Origin of the sequence: Roseitalea sp. MMSF_3546 (genome assembly GCF_030732865.1) — a bacterium.
GTDB lineage: Bacteria > Pseudomonadota > Alphaproteobacteria > Rhizobiales > Rhizobiaceae > Roseitalea.
On the sequence record NZ_JASHKB010000008.1, the window covers coordinates 113,927 to 136,862 of the forward strand.

General features: G+C 66.5%; 22 protein-coding genes. 10 read left to right on the plus strand and 12 right to left on the minus strand.

The features are described from left to right. Positions 1–34 precede the first annotated feature (34 nt). Positions 35–1,582 carry a short-chain fatty acyl-CoA regulator family protein gene (locus tag RBB34_RS08805; RefSeq protein WP_306118833.1) on the minus strand — a complete coding sequence of 516 codons (1,548 nt, stop codon included), beginning with the start codon at positions 1,580–1,582 and terminating at the stop codon, positions 35–37. A gap of 177 nt (positions 1,583–1,759) precedes the next feature. Here RBB34_RS08805 and RBB34_RS08810 point away from each other — a divergent pair, with 177 nt between their 5' ends. The 8 genes from RBB34_RS08810 (at position 1,760) to RBB34_RS08845 (ending at position 8,463) form a co-directional block, all read left to right on the plus strand. Next, entirely contained in the window at positions 1,760–3,124 is a 1,365-nt protein-coding gene (locus RBB34_RS08810; RefSeq protein ID WP_306118834.1) for a substrate-binding protein, read from the plus strand. Positions 3,125–3,258: 134 nt separating this feature from the next. After that, positions 3,259–4,203: a branched-chain amino acid ABC transporter permease gene (locus tag RBB34_RS08815; RefSeq protein ID WP_306118835.1), complete on the plus strand. Its 945-nt coding sequence runs from the start codon at positions 3,259–3,261 to the stop codon at positions 4,201–4,203. Further along, complete coding sequence (locus RBB34_RS08820) at positions 4,200–5,270, plus strand: branched-chain amino acid ABC transporter permease (RefSeq protein ID WP_306118836.1); 1,071 nt, start codon at positions 4,200–4,202, stop codon at positions 5,268–5,270. The genes RBB34_RS08815 and RBB34_RS08820 overlap by 4 nt, the downstream gene beginning before the upstream one ends. Positions 5,271–5,282: 12 nt before the next feature. Then, positions 5,283–6,104 (plus strand): ABC transporter ATP-binding protein, encoded by an 822-nt coding sequence (locus RBB34_RS08825; RefSeq protein WP_306118837.1) that lies wholly within the window; start codon positions 5,283–5,285, stop codon positions 6,102–6,104. Further along, a complete protein-coding gene (locus RBB34_RS08830; RefSeq protein ID WP_306118838.1) occupies positions 6,104–6,859 on the plus strand; it encodes an ABC transporter ATP-binding protein in 756 nt (251 codons plus the stop codon). The genes RBB34_RS08825 and RBB34_RS08830 overlap by 1 nt, the downstream gene beginning before the upstream one ends. A 93-nt stretch (positions 6,860–6,952) precedes the next feature. Beyond that, on the plus strand, positions 6,953–7,204 hold the full coding sequence (locus tag RBB34_RS08835; protein WP_306118839.1) for a hypothetical protein: 252 nt from the start codon (positions 6,953–6,955) through the stop codon (positions 7,202–7,204). Positions 7,205–7,240: 36 nt separating this feature from the next. Continuing rightward, positions 7,241–7,906, plus strand: a complete 666-nt coding sequence (locus RBB34_RS08840; protein WP_306118840.1) for an FAD-binding oxidoreductase — start codon at positions 7,241–7,243, stop codon at positions 7,904–7,906. 101 nt (positions 7,907–8,007) lie between these two features. Further along, the gene (locus RBB34_RS08845) at positions 8,008–8,463 is read left to right on the plus strand and encodes a DUF2383 domain-containing protein (protein WP_306118841.1); all 456 of its coding nucleotides are present in this window, start codon (positions 8,008–8,010) and stop codon (positions 8,461–8,463) included. A 36-nt stretch (positions 8,464–8,499) separates the two neighbouring features. On the opposite strand, the gene RBB34_RS08850 is transcribed toward RBB34_RS08845, so the two are convergent. From RBB34_RS08850 to RBB34_RS08875, 6 genes are all read right to left on the minus strand, one after another. Beyond that, positions 8,500–8,943: a sugar dehydrogenase complex small subunit gene (locus RBB34_RS08850; RefSeq protein WP_306118843.1), complete on the minus strand. Its 444-nt coding sequence runs from the start codon at positions 8,941–8,943 to the stop codon at positions 8,500–8,502. Positions 8,944–8,945: 2 nt separating this feature from the next. Beyond that, the gene (locus tag RBB34_RS08855; RefSeq protein WP_306118844.1) at positions 8,946–9,635 is read right to left on the minus strand and encodes a c-type cytochrome; all 690 of its coding nucleotides are present in this window, start codon (positions 9,633–9,635) and stop codon (positions 8,946–8,948) included. Continuing rightward, positions 9,632–11,248 (minus strand): GMC family oxidoreductase, encoded by a 1,617-nt coding sequence (locus RBB34_RS08860; RefSeq protein ID WP_306118845.1) that lies wholly within the window; start codon positions 11,246–11,248, stop codon positions 9,632–9,634. The genes RBB34_RS08855 and RBB34_RS08860 overlap by 4 nt, the downstream gene beginning before the upstream one ends. A 119-nt stretch (positions 11,249–11,367) precedes the next feature. Then, on the minus strand, positions 11,368–11,862 hold the full coding sequence (locus tag RBB34_RS08865; protein WP_306118846.1) for a DUF892 family protein: 495 nt from the start codon (positions 11,860–11,862) through the stop codon (positions 11,368–11,370). A gap of 108 nt (positions 11,863–11,970) precedes the next feature. After that, positions 11,971–12,843, minus strand: coding sequence for a formate/nitrite transporter family protein (locus RBB34_RS08870; RefSeq protein WP_306118847.1), 873 nt, complete (start codon positions 12,841–12,843; stop codon positions 11,971–11,973). Then, positions 12,840–13,244, minus strand: a complete 405-nt coding sequence (locus RBB34_RS08875; RefSeq protein ID WP_306118848.1) for a DUF4112 domain-containing protein — start codon at positions 13,242–13,244, stop codon at positions 12,840–12,842. Before RBB34_RS08875 ends, RBB34_RS08870 begins: the two co-directional genes overlap by 4 nt. A 315-nt stretch (positions 13,245–13,559) precedes the next feature. On the opposite strand from RBB34_RS08875, the gene RBB34_RS08880 reads away from it, so the two are divergent. Together RBB34_RS08880 and RBB34_RS08885 are read left to right on the plus strand one after the other, a co-directional pair. After that, on the plus strand, positions 13,560–14,717 hold the full coding sequence (locus tag RBB34_RS08880; RefSeq protein WP_306118849.1) for an efflux RND transporter periplasmic adaptor subunit: 1,158 nt from the start codon (positions 13,560–13,562) through the stop codon (positions 14,715–14,717). Further along, complete coding sequence (locus RBB34_RS08885; protein ID WP_306118850.1) at positions 14,714–17,869, plus strand: efflux RND transporter permease subunit; 3,156 nt, start codon at positions 14,714–14,716, stop codon at positions 17,867–17,869. Before RBB34_RS08880 ends, RBB34_RS08885 begins: the two co-directional genes overlap by 4 nt. Positions 17,870–17,877: 8 nt before the next feature. Here RBB34_RS08885 and RBB34_RS08890 read toward each other — a convergent pair whose 3' ends face one another. The 5 genes from RBB34_RS08890 to RBB34_RS08910 are packed head-to-tail and all read right to left on the minus strand — an operon-like array spanning position 17,878 to position 22,930. After that, the gene (locus tag RBB34_RS08890) at positions 17,878–18,642 is read right to left on the minus strand and encodes a cytochrome c oxidase assembly protein (protein ID WP_306118851.1); all 765 of its coding nucleotides are present in this window, start codon (positions 18,640–18,642) and stop codon (positions 17,878–17,880) included. A gap of 1 nt (position 18,643) precedes the next feature. Further along, a complete protein-coding gene (locus RBB34_RS08895) occupies positions 18,644–18,961 on the minus strand; it encodes a hypothetical protein (RefSeq protein ID WP_306118852.1) in 318 nt (105 codons plus the stop codon). Next, positions 18,958–21,471, minus strand: coding sequence for a cytochrome c oxidase subunit I (gene ctaD, locus RBB34_RS08900; RefSeq protein ID WP_306118853.1), 2,514 nt, complete (start codon positions 21,469–21,471; stop codon positions 18,958–18,960). Before ctaD ends, RBB34_RS08895 begins: the two co-directional genes overlap by 4 nt. Then, positions 21,468–22,397: a cytochrome c oxidase subunit II gene (gene coxB / locus RBB34_RS08905; protein ID WP_306118854.1), complete on the minus strand. Its 930-nt coding sequence runs from the start codon at positions 22,395–22,397 to the stop codon at positions 21,468–21,470. Before coxB ends, ctaD begins: the two co-directional genes overlap by 4 nt. Then, positions 22,394–22,930: a c-type cytochrome gene (locus tag RBB34_RS08910; protein WP_306118855.1), complete on the minus strand. Its 537-nt coding sequence runs from the start codon at positions 22,928–22,930 to the stop codon at positions 22,394–22,396. The genes coxB and RBB34_RS08910 overlap by 4 nt, the downstream gene beginning before the upstream one ends. Between the last annotated feature and the right edge of the window lie 6 nt (positions 22,931–22,936).

Below are 22,936 nucleotides of genomic sequence, written 5' to 3' on the forward strand. Positions count from 1 at the left end.
CATCCGCGCGCCAAGGTCCAACCGGCCTTTGGGCTTAGGGTGTGTTGTGTATCACCGCGCGGGGGCGCGCAGAAAGATTGAGCGCGGGATGGGCGCGCTGGGCGCAGTCCGGGCGCGGGCAGGAGCGGCATTCCCATCCGGCCTGCGTGATCGGGCCGGCGGCATCGGCATGGATCAGTCGGCCGGCATAGTGGGCGTCGCAGGCCAGCATGACGGCATAGCGCGCCTCCGTCGCAGCGCTCGAAGGCGCGCCCTTGCGCACCTGCCGGGCGATGAAGACGAAACGCTGGCCGTCGGGCATGGCGACGCACTGGCTGACGATCCGGTCGCCGCTGGCAAAGGCCGCGTAGAGCGCCCACAGCGGGCAGGCGCCGCCGAACTGCGGCATGCGCAGGCCCGGCAGGGAAAAGCGCTTGGAGATGTTGCCGGCCGGATCGGAGCGCACGAAGGCAAAGGGAATGCCCTCCGCGCCCGGCCGGCGCAGCGTGACCAGCCGGTGGGCGACCTGCTCGAAGCTGGCATTGAACGACCCCTGCAGATGGGCAAGGTCGTAGCGGCTCGTCTCGGCGGCCTCGTGAAACCGGTCATAGGGCATCAGCAATGTGCCGGCGCCATACCGGGCCAGGGCGCGGCGCGCCCTGTGGCTCGCCTCGCGCGAGGTAAACGCGGCCTGCCCGGCGATCTCCTCTATGGCATCGGCCAGTTCGCGCGCGGCCAGTTCGCGCGCCAGGGTGAAGCGCACGGTCGGCTCGGGCGCGCCGGTCGGGATCGTCATGATGCGATCGCCGCCGGCCGGCGAGGCGCCATTGCCGCGGCGCACCGCAACGCCGTGCCGGTCCTCGAGGCGGGCAGCCAGAACCGCGCTGAGCCCCAGGCCGTGCTCGGGCAACTGGCCGATGATCGCCGGCGCCGCATCCTCGATGGCGGCGAAGAAATTGCCATGATCGATGATGAAGTCCTCGACCTCGCGTGCCGGCGTCGAGGCCGGAACCAGCGCGTCGGGACCTTCGAGCATGTCGAGCATGGCGCGCGCGCTGGCGGTGAGCCGGTCGCTGGATGTGGCCACGATGTCCACGAAGCGCTTGCGCTCGTCCGCCTCAAGGGTCGGATACTGCGCCAGGATCTCCGCCGCCGAGCGAATGGCGGTGATCTCGGTCAGCGTCTGGTGACTGAGGGTGACGAGAGCCGGGTCACGGTTGAGCCGGTCGGACAGGGCGAGCGCGGTGTCGCGGGCCTCCTGAAGATTGCGGTTGAGCGAAATCAGCGTGCGCGCCCATTGCGGATGGCGACTGGCGAGCTCCGTGGAGGGCGTTCCGGACAGCTCGCCAAGACCCAGCGCGCTGGTCAGTTCGGCCAGATCGTCGGCAAGGCGCGCGTCGCGGCTCGCCGACAGGAATTCGAGATCGACGCCGAGCGCATCGGCGGTCTGCCGAAGCAGGGAGCCGGCGACCAGGCGCTTGTCGTTCTCGATCAGGCTCAGATAGGCGGTCGAAATGCCCAACCGGTCGGCCAGGTCGCGCTGCGCCATGCCGAGTGCGCGGCGGCGCTCGCGGATTCGCTGACCTATGAGGATGCGTGACACGGCGATCGGTAAATCTGTTTACACCACGGTCACGCAGTCTTGCGTATGTTTACACAAATGGTCAAGCCGCCGTTAATGCGGTTCATTATCGCGTAAACGCGGTTTATCCTTGCGTCAAGGCGTGGCGCGCCGGCAATCCCGTGCGCCAGGGCCGTGACGTCACCAGGGAGGATCGTAATGAAGTTTACAAAACGCAACGCGTCGCGCCGGCAGGTGCTCAAGGGCGGCGCAGCGGTCGCCGGAGCGCTGGCAACGCCGCACTTCTTCGTCAAGAACGCCTGGGCCCAGGGCGAATGCGCCACGCTCGGCAACTTTCCGGTGGAAGGGCCCGAAGTGGTGTTCGGCTTCTCGGTCCCCAAGACCGGTGCCTATGCCGATGAAGGCGCCGACGAATTGCGCGCGCAGGAGCTCGCCGTCGAGCACATCAACAATGGCGGCGGCATCCTCAACACGCTGCAGCCGCTGTCGCTAACCGGCCAGGGCGTGCTCGGCAAGAAGGTCACCTATGTGTCCGGCGATGACCAGACCAATCCGGACGCAACACGACAGGTCGCCCGCCGCATGATCGAGCGCGACGGCGTCATCATGTTCAATGGCGGCTCGTCCTCGGCCACCGCCGTTGCCGCGCAGTCGTTGGCTCAGGAGCTGGGCGTGGTCTTCATGAACGGCCTGACCCATGCCAATGAAACGACGGGCAAGGACCGGCGCCGCTACGGTTTTCGTCAGTTCTTCAACACGCACATGACCGGGTTGGCGCTCGGCCCGGTGCTGGCCGAGAACTACGGCACCGACCGCGCCGCCTTCCACCTGACGGCGGACTATAATTGGGGCCATTCGATGTCCGGCTCGATCAAGGACGCGACCGAAGGCGAGGGCTGGTCGACGATCAACCGCGTTTCGACGCCGCTTGGGGCGACCGACTATTCGCAGTTCCTGACCGCGTTCCTCAACTCCGATGCCGATGTGCTGGTGCTCAACCATTACGGCAACGACATGGTCAACTCGGTGACCCAGGCCGTGCAGTTCGGCGTGCGCGACATGCAGAAGAACGGCCGTCAGGTCGAACTGGTCGTGCCGCTGTATTCGCGCCTGATGGCACAGGGCGCCGGCGACAACATCGAGGGCGTGTTCGGCACGACCAACTGGAACTGGTCGCTGGACAATCCGGGCGCCAAGGCGTTCGTGGACAGCTTCACCGACAAGTACGGCTTCCCGCCGAGCCAGGCGGCGCACACCTGCTATGTGCAGGTCATCCTCTATGCGGATGCGTGCGAGCGGGCCGGCACGTTCTACGCGCCCGAAGTGATCCGCGCGCTCGAGGGTCACGAGTATGAGGGCGACGGCTACAACTCGGCCAGCCTCTACCGGGCCGAGGACCACCAGTCGTTCCACGACGTGTTCCTGGTGCGCGGGAAGTCGGCCTCCGAGCGCGCCTCCGAATTCGACCTTCTGCAGATCGTCTCGGAAGTGCCGCGGTCGACGGTCGAATATCCGGTCGACACCTTCGAGGGCGAACTGGGCGATTACTGCCCGACCGCCTGAGGCCGACCCGATGACGGGCACCGGGCGTCCGCGCGCCCGGTGCCGCCTGGTTTCGATGACCGGTCAACGGTCATGATGGCACCTCGGAGCGAGGTGCCCGGCGGAACCGGCGATCGCAAGCGCGGGAGGAACGCATGGATCCCAACGCCCTCTTTCTTCAACTGCTCACGGGCCTTCAGCTCGGCGCCATCTATGCGCTGATCGCGCTCGGCCTGACACTGATTTTCGGCACGCTCGGATTTGTCAATTTCGCCCACGGCGCGCTTTACGTCATCGCCATCTACGCGGCCGTGACGGTTGCGGCCAACACCAATTTCCTGCTGGCCATCATTCTGGTTCCCGCGCTCTTGTTCGCGATCGGCGTGGCTTTCGAGCGCGGCCTCATACGCCATTTCTACACGCGCCCGCACACCGACCAGATCCTGATCACATTCGGCCTGGCGATCGTCGTCGAGGAGTTGATGAAATGGATCTTCGGCGCCAACAACATACCCTTCACCCTGCCTGAATGGGGCAGCGGGCTGATGGTGTTCTACTCGGACTGGAGCGCGGTGCCGGCGGTGCCGGTGTTCCAGGAGGCGCCCTCGCTCTGGGTGCCGTTCATCGAAGGTTTCGTGACCTACCAGTTCTGGCGCGTCGTGCTGATCGCGGTGTCGCTGGTCACCGTCGCCGGCCTGTTCGCGCTGCTGCAGTTCACGCGCTTCGGCCTTGTGGTGCGCGCCGGCATGCGCGATCCCGAGATGCTGCGCTTCCTGGGGATCAACATCGCCCAGAAATTCGCCATCGTGGTCGGTCTGGGCGCGGCGATCGCCGGCATTGCCGGGGTGTTCGGCGGGCCGATCACCCAGGTCACGCCCGGTGTCGGCATGGCGCTTCTGGTGCCGTCCTTCCTGGTCGTGGTCATTGGCGGCATGGGGTCCTTGTCGGGCGCCTTGATCGCGGCGATCCTGATCGGGATGGCGCTGAGCTTTTCGGCCGAAATCGCCAATCTGCAGCAGATCGTCGTCTATCTGATCGCCGTCGTCGTACTGCTGGTGCGCCCGCGCGGCCTGTTCGGCAAGAAGGGAGTGTTCGAATGAGCACCGAGACCGTATCGGGGCCGGTCCGTCCCGCAGCGGCGACCGGCACCCGCAGCATGGGCCGGGAGGCGCTGATCCTTCTGGTCTTTTCTGCGATCGTGCTGTCCATGCCGTTCTGGCTGCCGCTGCTGGGCGGCTATGAGGGGCTTGCCACCAAGATCATGGTCTGGGCGATCTTCGCGGTGGGCTTCGACATTCTGCTGGGCTTCACCGGCCTGTTGTCATTCGGCCACGCCGCCTTCTTCGGCGGTGCCGCCTATGTCACCGGTTATGTCTTCCGCGATCACACCTCGGAGATCATCGTCGCCTTCATCGCCTCGCAGCTTGGCGTGCTGGTGCTGGCCGCGGCCATCGGCTTCCTGTCGCTGCGGCGGACCGGCATCTACTTCTCCATCCTGACGCTCGCCTTCGCCGAGATGATGTTCGCGGCGGCGCTCGCCATCTTCGCCCCGTTCACCGGCGGCTATGACGGGCTGACCATGCGCACGACGCCGACCCTGTTCGGCATGCCCATGCAGGGGCTTTACGTCTTCTACATGGGCGCGATCATGCTGATCTTCGGCTTCGCCGTGGCGCGGATGATCAAGAATTCGGCCTTCGGGCTGATGCTGCGGTCGATCAAGGAAAACCCGATGCGGCTGCAATATACCGGCGTCAATGTGTGGGCCTACAAGATGGCGGCCTTCATGATCTCGGCGCATTTCGCCGGCGTGGCGGGCTTCCTGATGGTCGTCTACGAGCCCTATGTGGCGACCAAGTTCCTGCACTGGTCGACTTCGGGCGAGGTGGTGATCATGTCGGTGATCGGCGGCGTGGGCACGCTGTTCGGCCCGATCATCGGCGCGGGCTTCCTGATGTATTTCGAAAACGTCGTGCAGGCGGCGATCGGCGAGCAGTGGAAGCTCGTCCTGGGCCTGGTCTTCGTGCTCGTGGTCATCTTCCTGCCCGGCGGCTTCGTCCAGCTTGGCGCGATGATCTGGCGGGCCACCGGCCACAAGGTCCGCGAGCGCCGGCACAACGTGCCCGACATGGAACCGGACACCCAACGCGAGCGCAATCTGGGCTGAGGACCGACAATCATGGCAGACGTACAAACGCCACAGCCCGAAACGGGGGCGCCGCCGCCGGCCGGGACGTTGCCGACCGGCGAAGCGATCCTTCAGGTGAAGGGCCTCAACAAGCGCTTCGGCGGGCTGCAGGCGATCAACAACATCAATCTCGACGTCGCCAAGGGCTCGATCCACGCGATCATCGGGCCGAACGGGGCCGGCAAGTCGACCTTCCTGAACTGCCTGATCGGGCTGATCGAACCCGATACCGGCGAGATCCTGTTCGAGGGCAAGTCGATCAAGGGGCTCAAGCAGCACCGGATCATCCAGCGCGGCATCGCCCGCGTCTTCCAGACGCCGCAGATCTTTCCCGGCATGAGCCTGACCGAGAACGTCACCATAGCCGCGCTGTCCAAGCGCGACGGCGAGTTCCGGTTCAATCCGGTCACCCCGCTCAACGCGTCCAACTCGGCAACGGAGGAAGCGCAAAGCGTGCTGGCGCAGGTCGGGCTGGCCGATCAGCGCGATGTGGAGGCCGAGCATCTGTCGCGCGGCGACAAGCGCCGGCTGGAGCTTGCCATCTGCATCGCCGCCCATGCCAAGCTGTTGCTGCTCGACGAGCCGACGGCCGGCATGTCGCGGCACGACACCAACCGGACCATCGACCTGCTGCGGCTGATCTCGGAAAAGGGCATGACCAAGATCGTCATCGAGCACGACATGCATGTCGTCTTCTCGCTCGCCCAGCGCGTGTCCGTGCTCGCCCAGGGCGCGGTCATTGCCGACGGCACGCCCGAAGAGGTGCGCGGCAATCCGAAGGTCAAGGAAGCCTATCTGGGAGGAGCGCACTGATGGCCATGGCCGATGCGATGGAGCGTCCCGAGGCGACGCGGACGGGCGGCCGGCCCTTCTTCTCGTGCCGGAACGTTGAGAGCTATTACGGGGAAAGCTACATCGTGCAGGGCGTGTCCTTCGACATCGCCGAAAACGAGATCGTCGCCCTGCTCGGCCGCAACGGTGCGGGAAAGACGTCGACGCTGCGCACGCTGGCCCGCGCCCAGGAGCCGCATCTGACGGCGGGCGAGATCTGGCTCGACGGCCAGGCGCTGCATTCCATGAAGGCCTATCAGGCCGCGCGCGCCGGCGTTCAGCTCGTCCCCGAAGACCGGCGCATCATCCCGGGCATCACGGTCGAGGAAAACCTCATCCTCGCACAGACAGTGGAGCCGCGCGGCTGGGAGATCGCCCAGATCTACGAGCTGTTTCCGCGGCTGGGCGAGCGCAAGCGCCAGGAGGCGAACACGCTTTCGGGCGGTGAGCAGCAGATGCTGGCCATCGCAAGGGCGCTGGCGCGGCAGATCAAGCTGCTGTTGCTCGACGAGCCCTATGAAGGCCTGGCGCCGACGATCGTCGAGGAAATCGAAAAGACGATGGAGGTCATCCGCCGGTCGGGAATCACGACGATCATCGTCGAGCAGAACGCGCTTGCCGCGCTGCGGATCGCCGACAGTGCGGTCATCCTCGATATGGGCGAAGTCGTCTTCCGCGGAACGGCCCAGCAGGTTCTCGACAGCGAGGATCTGCGCGAGCAATACCTGGCGGTGTGATCGCGTCCGCCGCCGGTCCGGCGACGGTCGGCCCGGTCGTGGAACCGGCGCGCGGCGCTTTCGTTATCCTCGCAAACCGGCAACGAGGAAACGATGGCCAGACACGCGCAAGACCCGCAAAAACTCAAGCGCAGCGATCTCGCCGATGACGAGATGGGCAACAACGAACTTCAGGGCAACGATCAGGCCAATGTGCGCAACCAGCGCCAGGCCGTACCGGACGTCAAGCAGGAGCCGGACGACAACGTGATCGACAGCTTTGAAAAGATGGACAAGCATGAACGCGCCCGGCGCGATCTTGGGGCGAGGGACGACCGGGACGACCGGGACGACGGCAAGGCGTGACCGGCCGGACGCCGATGCAGCGCGGTTGAGGCTCAGATGGCTCATCGCCTGTCGATCCGAACGATCACGCCGCTCGCACGCAACGTCTACCAATACGATCTCGAAAGGCCCGAGGGCTTCGACTTCGAGCCCGGCCAGTGGGCGCATGTCGCCATCGACAAGCCGGGCTGGGAGGAAGCCGAGCGACCGTTCTCGTTCACCGGCCTGCCCGACTGGGACCGGCTGCAGTTCATGATCAAGAGCTATCCGGACAAGGGCGACGTGACCAAGCAACTTGCGCGGCTGGTCGTTGGCGACCGGCTGATCGTGGGAGCGCCCCATGGCTCGATCCGCTACAGGGGGCCGGGGGTCTTCATCGCCGGCGGTGCGGGGGTCACGCCGTTCGTGCCCATCCTTCGCGCACTCGACCGCGATGATGCGCTGGCCGGACATCGGCTGTTCCTGGCCAACAAGCGCACGCGGGATATCTTTCCCCATAACGTTCTCGACACCATGGCAGGGCTCGACGTCATGCATGTGCTGTCGCACGAGCGCATCACCGAGCATGCTCATGGCATGATCGACCGGCAATTCCTGTCCCGCTATGTCGATGACCTTTCGCAGACATTTTACGTGTGCGGGCCGCCGCAGATGGCCGAGGACGTCCGTGCGACGCTTGTGGAAATGGGCGCCGATCCCGATGCTCTCGTGGTTGACGGATAGGCCCGTCCGTGGCGGCACGCCCCGGCCGGGCAAAAGCCCAAACCCGGGCATCGCAACGGGCATCGGTCCGATGCGATTGCCGTTACAAAGGAGACACCGAGATGCGCGCACCGCTCAACATCGATCTGCTTTCCGACAAGCTGACCGCCCTTGCAACGCTGCAGACACGCCATGTCGACGCAGCCAAGGGATATGAGGAAGCGGCCAAGCGCGACGAGGGCGAGATCGCCGCGGTGTGCCAGTCGCTGGCCGAGTTGCACAACGAGCAGGCCGAAACGCTCTCGAGGATCCTCATCGCCAATGGCGGCGAACCCGATGCGGACGGATCGTGGCTTTCGCTGGTGCACAGATCCGTCCTGACGGTCCGCGATTGGGCCGACCGGCTCGACCAGGACATGCTCAACGGTTTCATCGACGGCGAAAAGCGCATTCTGGAGCAGTTCGATACCGTCCTCGACCAGACGGGCTGGAGCGATGACGAGCGGCGCCAGCTCGTCGCCCAACGCGACCGCATCGAAGCCGAGATCGGCCGTTTGCGCTGGATGAGCGGGGAGTGAGCGCGCGCCGGCAGTCCGTCCGGTCGCGGCCTGCGGTCAGCTCAAGACCGGCTTTTGCTCCCAGTAGCCGGGCAGGCCGCCGCAATAGGTGGGAACGTTGATCGAATCGTCGACCGCAGCATACATCAGCGCGTCGGGATAGCCGATCCGCACGCTCTCGCCGTCTTCGCCATCGCCCGGCTCGTACACGCCGGTGTAAAGCGCCTTGAGAACGCGCTTGCGCAGCGGCTCGGGGATCGGGTCGCGCTGGGCCACGGCGCGCCTGTCGCCTTCCGGCATGCGGTTGGCCAGACGGGTCAGCAGCGTCCGGGGCAGCGGGTCGAACCCCGACAGTTCACGGCAACGGGCGGCGAAGTCGGCGAAACCGATGAAATCGCCGGCGCCCGGTGCGGGCTGTGCCGCCGCCGTGATCGGGGCCAGAAAGGCGGCCGTGCCCAGCATGGTGAAGCTGCGGCGGGTGAGGCGGTGTCGGTCGTCCATCGTCATTGTTCCTGCTTGGCCGTCCATGCGCCATAATAGTCGGCGACGGCCTGGATTTCGCTCTGGCTGAGCTGGCCGGCATAGGCGCGCATGCGGCCCATGGTGTCCGAGCGCCGTTCGCCATTGGCATAGCGGCGCAGTTCATGGGCCAGATAGGCCGCATCCTGACCGTAAAGGACCGGGGCCAACCGCCCGCTTTGTTGTGCGGAGGGGCCGTGGCACGAAGCGCAGGGCGGAACGCCGCGTTCCCAGGCGCCTTCCAGGGCAAGGGCGCGGCCGTTCTCGTTCAGCTCGTCGGATGCCGGGGCCTGCCATTGGCCGGCGGGCGCATCGGCGTAAAGGCGGGCCATGGCCGGCGCGCCGCCTTCGCCCAGGGCGGTGGCGGTCGACTGCATTTGCCGATGCTTGCGAAGGCCGAGCCGAAAGGCATCGAGCTGGCGGTCCAGATAGCGGGCGGGCTGGCCGTCCAGATCGGGAAAGGGTGTCTGCATCGTGCTCTGCCGGCCGGGAAGCGCCTGGCCGCTGCCGTGGCAGGACGAGCATTCCAGCAGCACATCGGCCGACTGGCCGGGGGAGGGGGACGTGGCCGCGACGATCGCCGCACCGGCAACCAGGCCCAGGCCGAGCGCCAGTCGGGCGATACGGCAAGGGCCGACGGCGCGTGCCGGCCCGCTTGCAGGCAGATGGGTCATTGCGGCCGTGCCTGCCGCACGATCTTGTCGGCCATGCGCACGGCAAGGGCGGCGATCGTCAGCGTCGAATTGACCGATGAGCCGGACGGAAAGGTGCTCGACGAGGAAATCCACAGATTGGGATGGTCATGGGTGCGGCAGTCGCCGTCGACGACGCTGTCGCCGGGATCCTCGCCCATGATGGTCGCGCCCATGATGTGGTTGTTGCCGGAAAACCCGGTGTCGTGCTCGACCTCGTCGGCGCCGTAGAGCTCGGCCAGCCGCTCGGCGAAACGGTGCGCCTCGCGGATCGACGCCCAGGTGTAGTCATCGACGCGGTAGTGGATCTCCGGGCGGGGAATGCCGAGCTTGTCGGTGAGCTTGTCGGTCGACGGCACGATGCGGTTGGACGGATCGGGCAGTTGCTCGTGCAACCCCCAAAGGATCATGCGGTGGGTCGAACGGTAGCGCACCTGTTCGCGCAACGCCTCGCCGGTCAGGCCTTCATCGATCGCCTCGGGCGTCACCCAGCCGACAATGTTGAAGTTGCTGGGCTGCAGCTTGCGGGCGGCGGTGGTGCGACGGAAGTCGCCATCGCGCATCGAGACCAGCCCGGACAGGATCATCGGGCCGCGGCCCGGCCACACCGGCTCGGCGCTGTACCAGCGGCTGCCCGAGCCGGGATGGTCCATCAGGTTGCGGCCGACCATGTCGGAGGAATTGCCCACGCCCTCGGGCGCGTTGTCCTGGGTCGACATCAGCATGATCTTCGGCCCCTCGATCCCGTTGGCCGCAAGCACGAACCGCTCCGCCTCGATCCGGAACTCCTCGGCCTGCGGCGTCAGGTAGCGGGCGGCCACGATCCGGCCGTCATCGCCGACCTCGAGGAAGTGGACCACGGCGTTGGTGATCAGTTCGGCGCCGGCCGCCTCGGCCTTTTCGACCGTCATGTTGCCCGAATACTGTGCGCCGATCGGACACAGCGGCATGCAGTTGGCGTTGCCGCAACACGGCGGCCGGCCATCCCAGATCTGGCTGTGATTGCGTGCCTGCGGGGCCGGGATCACCACTTCGCCGAGCTGTTCGGCATTGTTCTTGAATACCTGGTCAAGATAGCTCAGCGGCGCGGCGGGCAACGGATAGGGCTGCGAACGGGGACCGTCGAAGGGCGCATCGTCCGGTCCGGCAACGCCAAGCTCGAGTTCGGCCTGGTAATACCACGGCTCGATCTCGTCATAGCCGATCGGCCAGTCGCGCCCGACGCCATAGAGCGATTTGATCCGCATGTCGTTGGGGATGAAACGCCATGTCGCCGCGCCCCAGTGCCAGGTCGTGCCGCCGACGGCGCGGATGTATTGCTGATCGTAGGGATCGGGGCCCTTCTGGACGAGGTAGTCGTCGGTGCGCGGCATGCCGGGCTGCGGCGCATGCTCGACCACGGGGTAGGGCGCCATGAGAGACTGGTTCGCCGCCTGCCGGAAGCGCTCGAGCATCTCGGCACGGTCAAGGCGCGGCCCGCAATCGAGGATGGTCACCCGCATGCCCGCCTCCGCCGCCCGCTTGGCGACCAGAGCCCCGGCAACGCCGGCTCCGATCACGCACAGCTCAGGGCTTTGCGGCAAGGTGGTCGTCATGAAGATGCTCCCGTTCGCCAAGCGCAACGCGCCGGCCAGAGGCTGGTTCCCGCCGAGCCCGAACACGCGAAAGGGCGCAGCCGTCCGCCGCGCCCCTTGTCTGCCGCCGCCCGGGGTGGTCAGGCGGCCTTCTGGTTGACATTGCCATTGGCGATCTGCGTCATCGTGCGATCGCCGCTATAGGCCGTGTCGAGATTCTTCTTGAGCTGCCCGGCATCCTCGGTCAGGCCCAGTCGCTGCGCGAAGGCCAGCGCCGTCCCGTAGCCGGCAATGGCGAAATGCGCCATACGCTGATACTGGGCCGCGATCATGGCATCGCGCGGATAGGGATCGTCGAATTCGGCTTCCAGCAGATCGTGCTTGATCTCGGCGACGATGCCTTCCATCGCCTCGGAGTGTTCGGTTTCGGTGTCGGCACCGTGGCGCGCCAGGAGCTGCTCCATCTCCTTCATGCCCCGCCGGATGCCTTCGACGCCCGCATCGAGCGCGCTGACCAGATGCTCGTCCTTGGCGAGATTGGCCAGCCGGCGCGTCACCGCGAGCGCCTGACGGTCGGCGCTGTACATGTCCTGCAGCTGGTGCAGATAGACGTCGTTGAGATTGCGTAGAGCCATGTGCATTGTCTCCGGTTTGGTTGCTGGCCGACCAACGGAGGGCAATGGCAATCGTTCCGGGCGGTCCGGGGACGGATCGCCGCGCCCGCAGGAGCGTTCGTGCCGCGGTCACCCGGTGTCGTCGGGCAGTGTGTCGTCGGGCAGTTCCTGGCGCACCTGGGCAAAGGCAAGGAAGGTGAAGATCAACGTACCGCCGACCACATTGCCCAGAAGCACCGGCACAAAGAACCCGAAGACCGCATCCATGAGCGGCAACTGGCCCAAAACCATTAGATAGGCCATCTCGACCGACCCCGCCACGATATGGGTGAAGCCCGCAACGCCGATCAGCCAGGTGAACACGGCGATCACCCAGAAGCTGGCGGCGTTGGCCTGCGGAAGCATCCAGACAAGGGCGGCGATGAGGATGCCGGCCGGCACGCCCCGCGCGAAGCTCTCGAACGCCGGAATCTCCATGACGTGCCAGGCCAGATCGGCGATCGCCGCGGGCATTTCTTCGGGCATGACCGGCAAATACGCCATCGCGGTGGCCGCGATGAAACAGCCGATGACATTGGCCGCAAGGACGCCGGCCCACAGGCGCGCCAGGCGGCGCAGCCCGTCGATATCGGGCCTTGTCATCACCGGCAGCACTGTCATGATCGTGTTTTCGGTGAACAGTTGCATGCGGCCGAGCATGACCAGCAGAAAGCCGAAGCTGTAGCCGGCGTTCTCGATGATGTGACGCCATTCATTGTCCGGCAGGTAGGTTCGGAACGTGCCCTTGCCGATGATCGAAAAGCTGATCAGGACGCCGGCCGCCACGCCCGACCAGAACAGGGAATTGAAGGGGCGGCGCAGTTCCTCCTCGCCGTCGCGGCGAATGACCTCGTGAATGAGCCGCGAGGACAGCTTGGAGGCGCGTTCGACGGATTTCTCCCTGGCTTCCTCGACAACCTCGGAGACTTCCTCACGCTCGGTCTTGGGCGGCGGCGTGTTCACGCGGCTTCCCTTGCCCTGGCTGCTGCCGTCCTGCCGGTGAGTTCCTTGCGCAGGATCGCCATGTTGCGGAGATTGGCCTTGAAGCCGAGGTCGAAGATGTCGCCGACAAGCGGGATCGATCCGATCACGTAGTCGATACCGGTATTGGCGGCCATCTGCGCCAGCCGGTGCCGGCGCACACCCATCTTGTGCCCGCGCCAGATCATCCAGGCCGAAGGCGCGGCCACCAGCGTGTCGCCAATGCCCGGAACCAGGCCGACCAGCGTATCCAGGCCGAACCGGATCGGTGTGCCGGGAATGCGAAAGCGGCTGTCGAGGGTGTCGGCGAGCCGGTCCAGGCGGACAAGCTCCCGCTCGATGTCGCGGTCGACGACATCCTGACGTGGCAAGGTTTCCGACATGGCCGATGAACGCCTCAGCCTCGATTTGGTTCCTGGGGCTGCCGACGCGACAGGGCCTTCATGGCCGGCCAGGCCGTCATGCCGTGCAGGACGATCGAAGCCGTGACGACGGCCGCGGTCGCGTGCCAGTAGACCGGTTCGCCGGTGCGCTCCTGGACCGGTCGGATTCCGGCTGCGTCACGGCCCGCGCGGTGATGCTCGGCAGAGCCGGGGTCCGTTGGCCGCTCAATGCGGCTGGCTTGGTTGCGGTTCCGGCTTGGCCTGCGCGAATGCGCGCGGGCCGGAACGCTTGGCCGCCGCCACGGTTATTGCGCCATGAAGGCACGAAAGATCGCCACCGGCCTGGGCTGGGCTCTTGCTATCGCCGTTGTCCTGGGCGCGGCCGGCGGCGTCTACTGGTGGCTCACGCAAGCCCGGCAGGTCGAGCGCCAGGCCATGGATGCGCCCGGGCCGACCGTGGTCGAGACCACCACGGTCGAGATCGTCGACGAGCCGCCGGTGATTTCGCAGACCGGCTTCGTGCAGGCGGTCGAGGAGGTGGACCTGGCCTTCGAGATCAGCGGCAGGGTTGCGGCGATCGCCGACGATTTCGAGGTCGGCGCCATGGTGGCCCGGTCGGACGTGCTCGCCCGCCTGTCGACGCGACGCATCGAGACGCGGATCGCCCAGGCGCGCGCCGAGCTCGAGCGCGCCCGCGCGCAGTTCCAGGAGGCGCAGGCGGCATTCGACCGCCAGGAGACACTGGAGGATCGCAACGTGACCGCGCCGGCGAGCTTGCAGGATGCGGCGGCGCGGCGCGCTTCGGCCGAGGCGGCGGTCAATGTCGCCCAGGCCCGGCTTCGGGCCGCGCAGACCGATCTCGACGATGCATCGCTCGTCGCGCCATTCGATGGTATCGTATCCGACAAGAGGCTGTCCGAGGGCAGCGTCGTGCAGCCGGGCGCATCGGTCGGACACCTGATCGGGGGCGACCGGGCACGGGTGGTGCTCGGGCTGGCACAGAGCCAGCTTGCGCCCTTCGGCGAAGCGCAGAACCTGGTCGGCCTGGAGGTGACGATCCACACCACGGACGACGAGGCCAGGCTGCTGCGCCGCGGCGCGATCGTCAATGTCGACCCGCGCATCGATCGCAATGTGCACGTGACCAATCTGATCGTCGAGTTCAGCGATCCGTTTGCGGCCGAGCCGAGCGTGCGCATCGGCCAGCTCGTGCGTGTCGACGTCCCGCTTGAAACCGGCCGGCCCATCGCACGGCTGAGCGCGGCTGCGCTGCAAGGACGCGACACGGTCTGGGTGGTCGGGCCCGACAACCGGTTGCGGCAGGCCAGGGTGACCGTGCTGCTGCGCGATGACGAAACCGCCTATATCGCCGCCGGCGACCTGGCCGGTACGCGCCTTGTCACCACGGACCTGACCGCGCCCACCGAGGGCCAGCGTGTCGCCCTGTCGGATGATGCGGGAGCGCGGCTGTGAGGCGGCTTATCGGCGCGGCCATCGCCAACCGGGTCCTGCCCAACCTGCTCATGCTGGCGCTGATCGCCGGCGGTCTGCTGGCGCTGAACACCATTACGGTGAAGGTCTTCCCGGAGATATCGACGGGCGTCGTCTCGGTTTCGGTGGCGCTGCCGGGTTCGTCGCCCGCCGAGGTGCGCGACAGTGTGGTCGAGCCGATCGAGGATGCGCTCGAGGGGTTGTCCGGTATTCGCGAGATCACCGCCACGGCGCGCTCGGACAGCGGCTCGGTGCAGGCCGAACTCACACGCGGCGCCGATGTGGAAGACGTCATCACCGACATCGAAAACGCCATCGACCGGATCACGACGTTTCCCGATGCAGCCGAGGAGCCGCAGATCGTCGAGATCGAGCCGGACGAATTGGCCGGGCAGATTCTCGTGACCGGCTCGGTGAGCACCGAGGCGCTGAAGTCGGTGGCCGAGACCATGCGCGAGGAACTGCTCGAGCGCGACGGCATCAGCCAGGTCGAGGTCGTGGGCGTGCCCGACGACGCGATCTTCATCGAGGTGTCCCAGGCCGATCTGCGGCGCTACAACATTTCCCTGCCGCAACTCGCCGATCGGCTGTCGGGAGAATCCATCGATCTTGCGGCCGGCCAGATCGAGGGCGCTTCCGATGTGATACAGGTGACCACGAGCGGCGAGCGACGAACCGCCGAGGACTTCCGCCGGACCGTGCTGTTCACCTCGCAGGCAGGTGCCACGGTCGAACTCGGGGACATCGCCATGGTCACCGGCGGCGCGGCGCCCGACAGCCGCATCGGCCGGTTCAACGGGCAGCCGGCGGTCTATCTGCGCGTCAACCGCGTGGGCGACGAACAGATCCTCGATATCGTCGACAGCCTGAAGGCCTATCTGGACGAAACGTCCCTGCCCGAAGGGATCGATGCGCGGATCTGGCGCGATACCGCGTCCTCGCTGCAGGGACGCATCGATCTTCTGACCAAGAACGGCGCCATCGGGATCACGCTTATCCTGATCGTGCTGGCGCTGTTTCTGGACATCCGCATCGCGGCGTGGGTGGCGGTCGGCATCGCCGTCTCCTTCATCGGCGCATTCTCGCTGATGGCGGTTTTCGGCATATCGATCAACCAGCTCTCGCTGTTCGGCTTCATTCTTGCGCTGGGGATCGTGGTCGACGACGCCATCGTCGTCGGCGAAGCGGTCTACACCGAACAGCACAACGAGGATGACCCGCGCGCAGCGGCGCAGAACGCCGCCATACGCATGGCGCCGCCGGTCTTCTTTTCGGTGTCGACCACAATCGCAGCGTTCGTGCCGCTGCTGTTCGTGCCGGGCGCTTCGGGATCGTTCATCGCGCCCGTGGCGGCGATCGTCATCATCGTCCTGGTGCTGTCGCTGACCGAAAGCTTCTTCGTGCTGCCGCAGCACCTGTCGTCGGTGAAGCCGGGCAAACCGCGGGCATGGTCGCCCCGGCGTCTGACCGATCCGGCGCGTCGGGCGATCGGCGGACGGGTCGAACGCTTCGCCGACAACGGCCTGCGCAAGGCGATCGCCTTTTCGGTGCGGCAACCCCTGTTCGTCGTGGCGACCGCGATCGCGCTTCTGATCGGCTCGATCGGGCTGTTGTCGGGTGGGATCGTCAAGTTCGTGTTCTTTCCCTCGATCGAGGGCAATTTCGTCACCGCCCAACTCGAACTGCCCGAAGGGGTGTCGGAGACGGTGACGCTTGAGCGGGCGCAGCAGGTTGCCGATGCGGTGCCCGCTGCGGCCAGGGCCGTGGCGGCCGAACACGACATCGAGGCCGAACGGATCGTCGAAGGCGTGACGATCACCATCGGCTTTTCGACGGCCAGCGGCGGGCCGGGCATTGCCGGCGGTGGTGCCGCCAACGTCGCCAGCATCGCCACCAAGCTGATCGATTCGAGCCAGCGGGCGTTTGGCGCCGGCGCCTTCCAGGAGGCCTGGAAGCAGCAGGTCGGGGACGTCGTCGGCGCGCGCTCGCTGGAGTTCTCCGGCAATCTGATCGGCGTGGGCAGCGTCATCGCCCTGCAGGTGTCGGCGGCAACGCAGGAGGGCCGCGATCGCGCGGTGGCGCGACTGCGCGAGGCGCTGGAAGGGCGCGACGGCGTGCTTTCGATCAGCGACGACCGGTTCACGGCTGCACGCGAAGTCGAACTGGAGCTGCGGCCGGAAGCGCAGGTCTACGGGGCGACGACGACGGCGCTTGCCCGGCAGCTGCGTGCCGCGCTCTACGGCGCCCAGGTGACGAGCCTGCAGCAGGGAGGCGAGGAGGTCGAAGTCCGCGTCCGCCTGCCCGAGGACGAACGCAATTCGGTCGCCGACCTTTACGATCTAAGGGTCCTGGTCGGCGAGGACTTCGTCCCGCTGACGACCCTGGCCCGGTTCAGCTTCCAGCAATCGCCATCGGTGATCTCGCGGGTCGGCGGCCGCACGGTCGTCACGCTGACCGCCGACGTCAACGAGACGGTCACCACCGGCGGCGCCGAAACCGCCTGGCTGATGGAGAACGTCGTGCCCGGCCTGCGCGAACGGATCGAGGGGCTGACCGTATCGGTGGGCGGCGAACAGCAGGCGCAGGGACGGACGACGCCGGCGCTGGCGCGCAATTTCGCGCTCGCCATGCTCGGCATCTATGTCATCCTGGCGCTGGCGTTCCAGTCCTATGTGCGCCCGATCCTGGTGATCGGCGTGGTGCCGTTCGGCCTTGTCGGGGCGCTCGTCGGACACGCCGTTCTGGGGCTCAATCTGACACTGCTGAGCCTGTTCGGCGTCATCGGCCTCGCCGGCATACTGGTCAATGGCGGCCTGCTCATCAACGACTTCATCCTGGAAAAGGAGCGCCGTGGCGTTGAGTGGCGCACGGCGATCGTCGACAGCACTGTCGAACGCTTCCGGCCGATCCTGCTGACCACGCTGACGACGTTCCTCGGCATCTTTCCGCTGATCCAGGAGACCAGCGTGCAGGCGAAGTTCCTCATTCCGACAGCCGTCTCGCTGGCCTTCGGCGTCCTCGGTGGTACCGTCATCCAGATGCTGCTGATGCCGGCCTATTGCTCGATCTATGCGCGGCTGCGCAACGCGGTCAATCGGCGCCGCCGGCGCGGCACCGAAACGGGGCAGGCTTGAGCGGCTCTCTATCGCGGCGAGGTGGCGTGGCCGATGCCGGCCCTGCTTTCGGCGCGTGCGACGAGCCGGACGACCATCAGGCCGATGGCGCCGACAAAGAGCAGCGAGCCGAACACCCACATCAGCCCGCCGGCAAGCGCCTGGTCGGCCATGGCGCTCAGGCCATAGGGCGCGGTCACGGCGCGGTGCCAGTCGTGCCACAGCCCGGTCGAGAACACCAGAATGGCCGACAGGGCCGACATCTGGGCGCCGACAAGGATGGCCGAGAGAAAGCCGCTTATCGGTTGGCGGTCCATGCGCCCGAACAGGGCCGACCAGAACACGATGGCCGAGCCGAGAAGCGTCAGATGCATGGCCCAGTAGATCGCATCGCTCTGCAGCGTGGTCTGATAGGGTGTCGGCAGGTGCCAGAACCAGAAGAAGCCCGAAAAGACGATCGCCCCCCCCATCGGCGGGACGCGCCGGCCGTCGAGCGCATGGGCAATCAGGGGCGCGGCGACGAGCGTCAGCAGCAGATGCTGGCCGACGCGGGCGGAAAACAGGGCCATGGACAGCGCGCAGATCGGAGACACGAACGCGATCGCGGTCAGGCCCCAGCCCGAGATGAAGGACGCCCGGGCACCGCCGCCAGCGGGCACGCGCCACAGGCCCAGGGCAAGGGCCAGCGCCAGCCCGGCAAGCAGCGCCGGATCGAGCGTCCAGCGTGCCATCAGTTCGGCGGGCAAGGGCGGCATGCCGCAAAAGGGTACGTAGTCCGGATCGGGGGTGAACATGTCATCCTCCGCAGCTTGAGAAGAACGGAAAGGACAGGGCGTTGGCGATGATGGCGATGACCGAGATCAGCGCGCAGACGCGGATCGCGGTCGCCAGATCGTCGCCTTGATGGCGGACGGGAACGCGGATCAGCGGCAGGCCCGCGCCGATGAGCGCGACGACCGTGACGATGAAGGTCGTCATCTGCATGACGGCGATGGGCATCAGCATGCGGGGGCCGCAACTCGCCGAGATCAGCCCGTAAAGCGCGATGAAGTGAACGGCCCAGATGGTGATCGGCGCGGCCAGGGCGATGGCCTGGTTCTTGCGAGTGGTCATGGCAGGGCTCCCTGGGCGGCGAGCAGCAATGCGCCGGTCGTGGCGGCAAACAGCGCGACGCCCTTTGCGAACGGCGAGAAGTTGAAATCGGCGACGTGCTGGCCGGGGCGGGTGCGGCCCGTGAGTTTGCGCAGCGCGTTGAACAGCGCCCACCAGATGGCAATGAACATGAGCACGCCGACATAGGCGACGATGGCCCAGGCCGTTGCACCCAGAGCGGTCGCATTGCGGTCGATGTCGGCGATGGCCAGATAGAGCAGCCCGGCGGTGGCCGCACCCAGCGCGGCGGTGACCACGCCCGTCAGCGCGGCAGTGAGGAAGCGGTCGCGCATCGACAGCCATTTTGCCGCCATGGCGCCGACCGCCATCAGGACCGCGGCCGCGATCGCGCCGCCGGCCATCAGCGGGTCGGGCCTGGCAATCCGGGCGGCGAAGTCGGGGAAGGTGTTCCAAAGATAGAGCACCCCGAACACCAGCGAGAAGTAGAGCGCGCCAAGGATCAACAGCGTGCCGATGACGGCGATATAGGTGTGGCTGCGGCGGTCGGCCTTGTCGACCGGAAGGCGATAGCCGAGCCCGGCATCGCGCGTCACGCCGCTGTCGGAGGGCTCCCATGCCCAGGCGGTGAAGCCGGCCATCATGGCCACGAAGGCGCCGGCGGTGACCCAGTAGGCGCTGACCAGAAGCGAGCCGAACATGACCGCGATGGCGAACGCGGTGAACAGGGGCACCCAGGTCGGATGCGGCAGGCGGGCGATGTGAAGCGGCTCGCCCGACAGCGGATCGCAGCCGACGGTCTCCCGGCGGTGGTCGGGATAGGCGCGCAGCACGCCGCCGACCGCGGCCGGATCCTCGTTCAGTTCGGGTTGATCCCATAGCGGCTCGCGGCTGCGCACGGGTGGGATGGCGCGGAAATTGTAGCCCGGGGCAACCGTCGGATAGAACCACTCCATGGTGCCGGCGCCCCACGGATTGCGGCCGGCGGGCTCACCGGAGCGCAAGTGGCGGAAGAAGTCGATCACGAACAGTGCGATGCCCGCGGCAAGGATGTATGAGCCGATCGAGGAGAGCATGTTCAGCCGGTCCCAGCCGATGTCTTCGGGATAGGTCGCAACGCGTCGCGGCATGCCGCGCAATCCGGTCACGTGCATGAGGAAGAAGGTGGTGTTGAAACCGATGAACATCAGCCAGAACACCCATTTGCCGAGCGTCTCGGACATCATGCGGCCGGTGAAGTGGGGAACCCAGTAATAGAAGGCGCCAAACAGCGGGAACACCATGCCGCCGATCAGCACGTAGTGCAGGTGGGCGACGACGAAATAGGTGTCGTGGACCTGGAAGTTGAACGGCACGGACGCGAGCATCACTCCGGTCAGCCCGCCCAAAACGAAGATGAACAGGAAGCCGAAGACGAACAGCATCGGCGTGGTGAACCGGGGCCGGCCCTGGGCGAGGGTCGCGATGAAGCAGAAAATCTGGATTCCCGTCGGAATCGCCACCATGGTCGAGGCCGCCGAGAACAGCGACAGCGAGACCGGCGAGATGCCGGTGGCGTACATGTGGTGGGCCCACAGCCCGAAGCTGATGAAACCCATGGTGACGATCGCCGCCACGAGGAAGCCGTAGCCGAAGATCGGCTTGCCGACGAATGTCGGCAGCATGGTCGACACGAACCCCGCAGCGGGCAGGAAGATGATGTAGACCTCGGGATGGCCGAAGATCCAGAACAGGTGCTGCCAGAGCAGGGGGTCGCCGCCGAATGCGGCGTCGAAGAACGGCAGTCCGAGCAGTCTTTGCGATTCCAGCAGGACCGAGCCGATGATCAGCGGCGGAAAGCCGATCGCGATCATAAAGGCGGTGATCAGTATGTACCAGCCGAAGATCGGCATCTTCGTCAGGCTCATGCCCGGCGCGCGGGCGCACAGGATCGCGGCGATCAGTTCGACCGCCGCCGTCACCGAGGCGATCTCGGCAAAGGTGATGCCGATCAGCCAGAAATCGGCGGACAGGCCCGGCGTGTACTCCTTTGTCGTGAGCGGGGTATACATGAACCAGCCGCTCTCGGGCGCCGCATCGAACAGAAAGGACGACAACACGATGATGCCGCCGAACAGGTAGCAGAAATAGCCGAACGCTCCCAGGCGCGGGAAGATCAGGTCGCGCGCGCCCAGCATCAGGGGCAGGAAGTAGACGCCGAAGCCTTCCAGTATGGGAATCGCGAACAGGAACATCATCAATGTTCCGTGCATCGTGAAGAACTGGTTGTAGGTCTGAAGGTCGAGGAAGGTGTTGCCCGGCACGATGAGCTGCGTGCGCACGCCGAGCGCCAGCAGCCCGGCGATCAGGAAGAAGATGAACCCGGTGACGATGAAGCGCTTGCCCACGACCCGGTGCGACACCGAGGTCAGCGAGCGGATGCCCCGGGGCTGGGCCCAGATTTCCTCGAAGCTCTTGTTCGGTTCGCCCTTGAGCGCGCCGGTATAGGTCTGGTGCTCGGCGGTCGCACTCATGTCAGGCTCTCCAGATAGGCGGCGAGGGCGCGCAGATCCGGCCCGCTGAGATGGTTGTAGTTGGGCATCTGCGCGCCGGGCTTCATGTCGCCGACATCGGCGATCCATCCGGCCAGATTGCCCTTGTTCATGCGCCACATGCCGGCGCCGAGCGCCGCCCGGCCGCCGACCCGCGTGAGGTCGGGGCCGACCATGGCGCCCTCGGCGACGCCGCGGATCTGATGGCAGGCGGCGCAGCCGGCCTCCAGGAAGACCTGTTTGCCCGCAAGCAGTTCGGGCCGGGCGGCATCGCGCGCCTCGCCCTGCAGTTCATCGAGAAACGCGGCGAACCGGTCCGGCGGCACGGCAACCACCTCGAATGCCATCTGCGGATGGGAAAGGCCGCAGAATTCGGCGCACTGTCCGCGATAGCGGCCCGGCTCGGAAGCCACCATGGTGAAGGCGTTGGTCCGGCCGGGGATCATGTCCATCTTGCCGGCCAGCGACGGAACCCAGAACGAATGGATGACGTCGTCGGTGACCAGCCGAAACGTCACCGGCTCGCCAACGGGTACCCAGATCTCGTTGGCGTCGCGGATCGCGCGCCCGTCCGGATCGTAGACGACATCCCACCAGTACTGATGACCGGTCACCTCGATGACGAACGCGGTGTCGTCGGTGCGGGCTATGGCGCGCAGGGTGATCGTGGAAAAGACGAACAGAACCAGGATCGTCGCCAGCGGCCAAACGATGCCGCCGGCCCAGATCCACCAGCTTCGGGGCCGTCCGGTGCGGCGGACGGCAAGCCAGACGAGCCCCATCACGATGGCCAGGATGACGATGCCGGCAACGCTCATGACAACGGTCAGCAGGAGCGCGGCCTCGGCATTCGGGCCAAAGGCGCGCAGCGCCGATTGCGCGCCGAATTCGCCAAGCTCGGCATTCATCGCACGTCACCGAGCGTGTACAGATAGGCGGCGATGTGACGGGCCTGGGTCTCGTTCAGGCCGAGATCGGGCATGGCGGTATCGGGCGCGATGGCCGGCGGATTGACGAGCCAGCGCGTGAGGTCGCCGGGGCGGTTGGGCAGGATGCCGGCGACATAGGCGCGTTCGGCGAAATCGGTCAGGTTCGGCCCGACACTGCCGTTTGCGTTGGCCACGCCGGGGATGGTGTGACACGACCCGCAGCCGCTGACCACGATCGTCTGGCGGCCGATTTCGGGATCGGCACCGCGTATGTCCATGCTCTGGGCTTCCCAATTGGTCTGCGTCGGCGTGACCGGCCAGGACCGGACGATCCAGTCCGCAACCCTGTCGTAGGCCGGCTCGAGCAGCGGCCGCAGCGGGTCATCGTCCGGATCGGTCAGAGCCCACAGCGAGACCACTGCCGCAATGGCGAGCGCGGCCGGGACGATGACGGCCCAAAGCCGGAGCGACCGGCGGCCGTGCCCTGGCGTATCGCGGGCAGAGGCGCTCACGGCGGA

Coding starts and splice junctions, on each gene's coding strand:
- coxB (WP_306118854.1), bottom strand. CDS start 22,397: ATGAATGCCGAGCTTGGCGAATTCGGCGCGCAATCGGCGCTGCGCGCC.
- RBB34_RS08860 (WP_306118845.1), bottom strand. CDS start 11,248: ATGACGACCACCTTGCCGCAAAGCCCTGAGCTGTGCGTGATCGGAGCC.
- RBB34_RS08810 (WP_306118834.1), top strand. CDS start 1,760: ATGAAGTTTACAAAACGCAACGCGTCGCGCCGGCAGGTGCTCAAGGGC.
- RBB34_RS08830 (WP_306118838.1), top strand. CDS start 6,104: ATGGCCATGGCCGATGCGATGGAGCGTCCCGAGGCGACGCGGACGGGC.
- RBB34_RS08880 (WP_306118849.1), top strand. CDS start 13,560: ATGAAGGCACGAAAGATCGCCACCGGCCTGGGCTGGGCTCTTGCTATC.
- RBB34_RS08850 (WP_306118843.1), bottom strand. CDS start 8,943: ATGGACGACCGACACCGCCTCACCCGCCGCAGCTTCACCATGCTGGGC.
- RBB34_RS08855 (WP_306118844.1), bottom strand. CDS start 9,635: ATGACCCATCTGCCTGCAAGCGGGCCGGCACGCGCCGTCGGCCCTTGC.
- RBB34_RS08815 (WP_306118835.1), top strand. CDS start 3,259: ATGGATCCCAACGCCCTCTTTCTTCAACTGCTCACGGGCCTTCAGCTC.
- RBB34_RS08875 (WP_306118848.1), bottom strand. CDS start 13,244: ATGTCGGAAACCTTGCCACGTCAGGATGTCGTCGACCGCGACATCGAG.
- RBB34_RS08835 (WP_306118839.1), top strand. CDS start 6,953: ATGGCCAGACACGCGCAAGACCCGCAAAAACTCAAGCGCAGCGATCTC.
- RBB34_RS08840 (WP_306118840.1), top strand. CDS start 7,241: ATGGCTCATCGCCTGTCGATCCGAACGATCACGCCGCTCGCACGCAAC.
- RBB34_RS08845 (WP_306118841.1), top strand. CDS start 8,008: ATGCGCGCACCGCTCAACATCGATCTGCTTTCCGACAAGCTGACCGCC.
- RBB34_RS08890 (WP_306118851.1), bottom strand. CDS start 18,642: ATGTTCACCCCCGATCCGGACTACGTACCCTTTTGCGGCATGCCGCCC.
- RBB34_RS08895 (WP_306118852.1), bottom strand. CDS start 18,961: ATGACCACTCGCAAGAACCAGGCCATCGCCCTGGCCGCGCCGATCACC.
- RBB34_RS08825 (WP_306118837.1), top strand. CDS start 5,283: ATGGCAGACGTACAAACGCCACAGCCCGAAACGGGGGCGCCGCCGCCG.
- RBB34_RS08820 (WP_306118836.1), top strand. CDS start 4,200: ATGAGCACCGAGACCGTATCGGGGCCGGTCCGTCCCGCAGCGGCGACC.
- RBB34_RS08865 (WP_306118846.1), bottom strand. CDS start 11,862: ATGGCTCTACGCAATCTCAACGACGTCTATCTGCACCAGCTGCAGGAC.
- ctaD (WP_306118853.1), bottom strand. CDS start 21,471: ATGAGTGCGACCGCCGAGCACCAGACCTATACCGGCGCGCTCAAGGGC.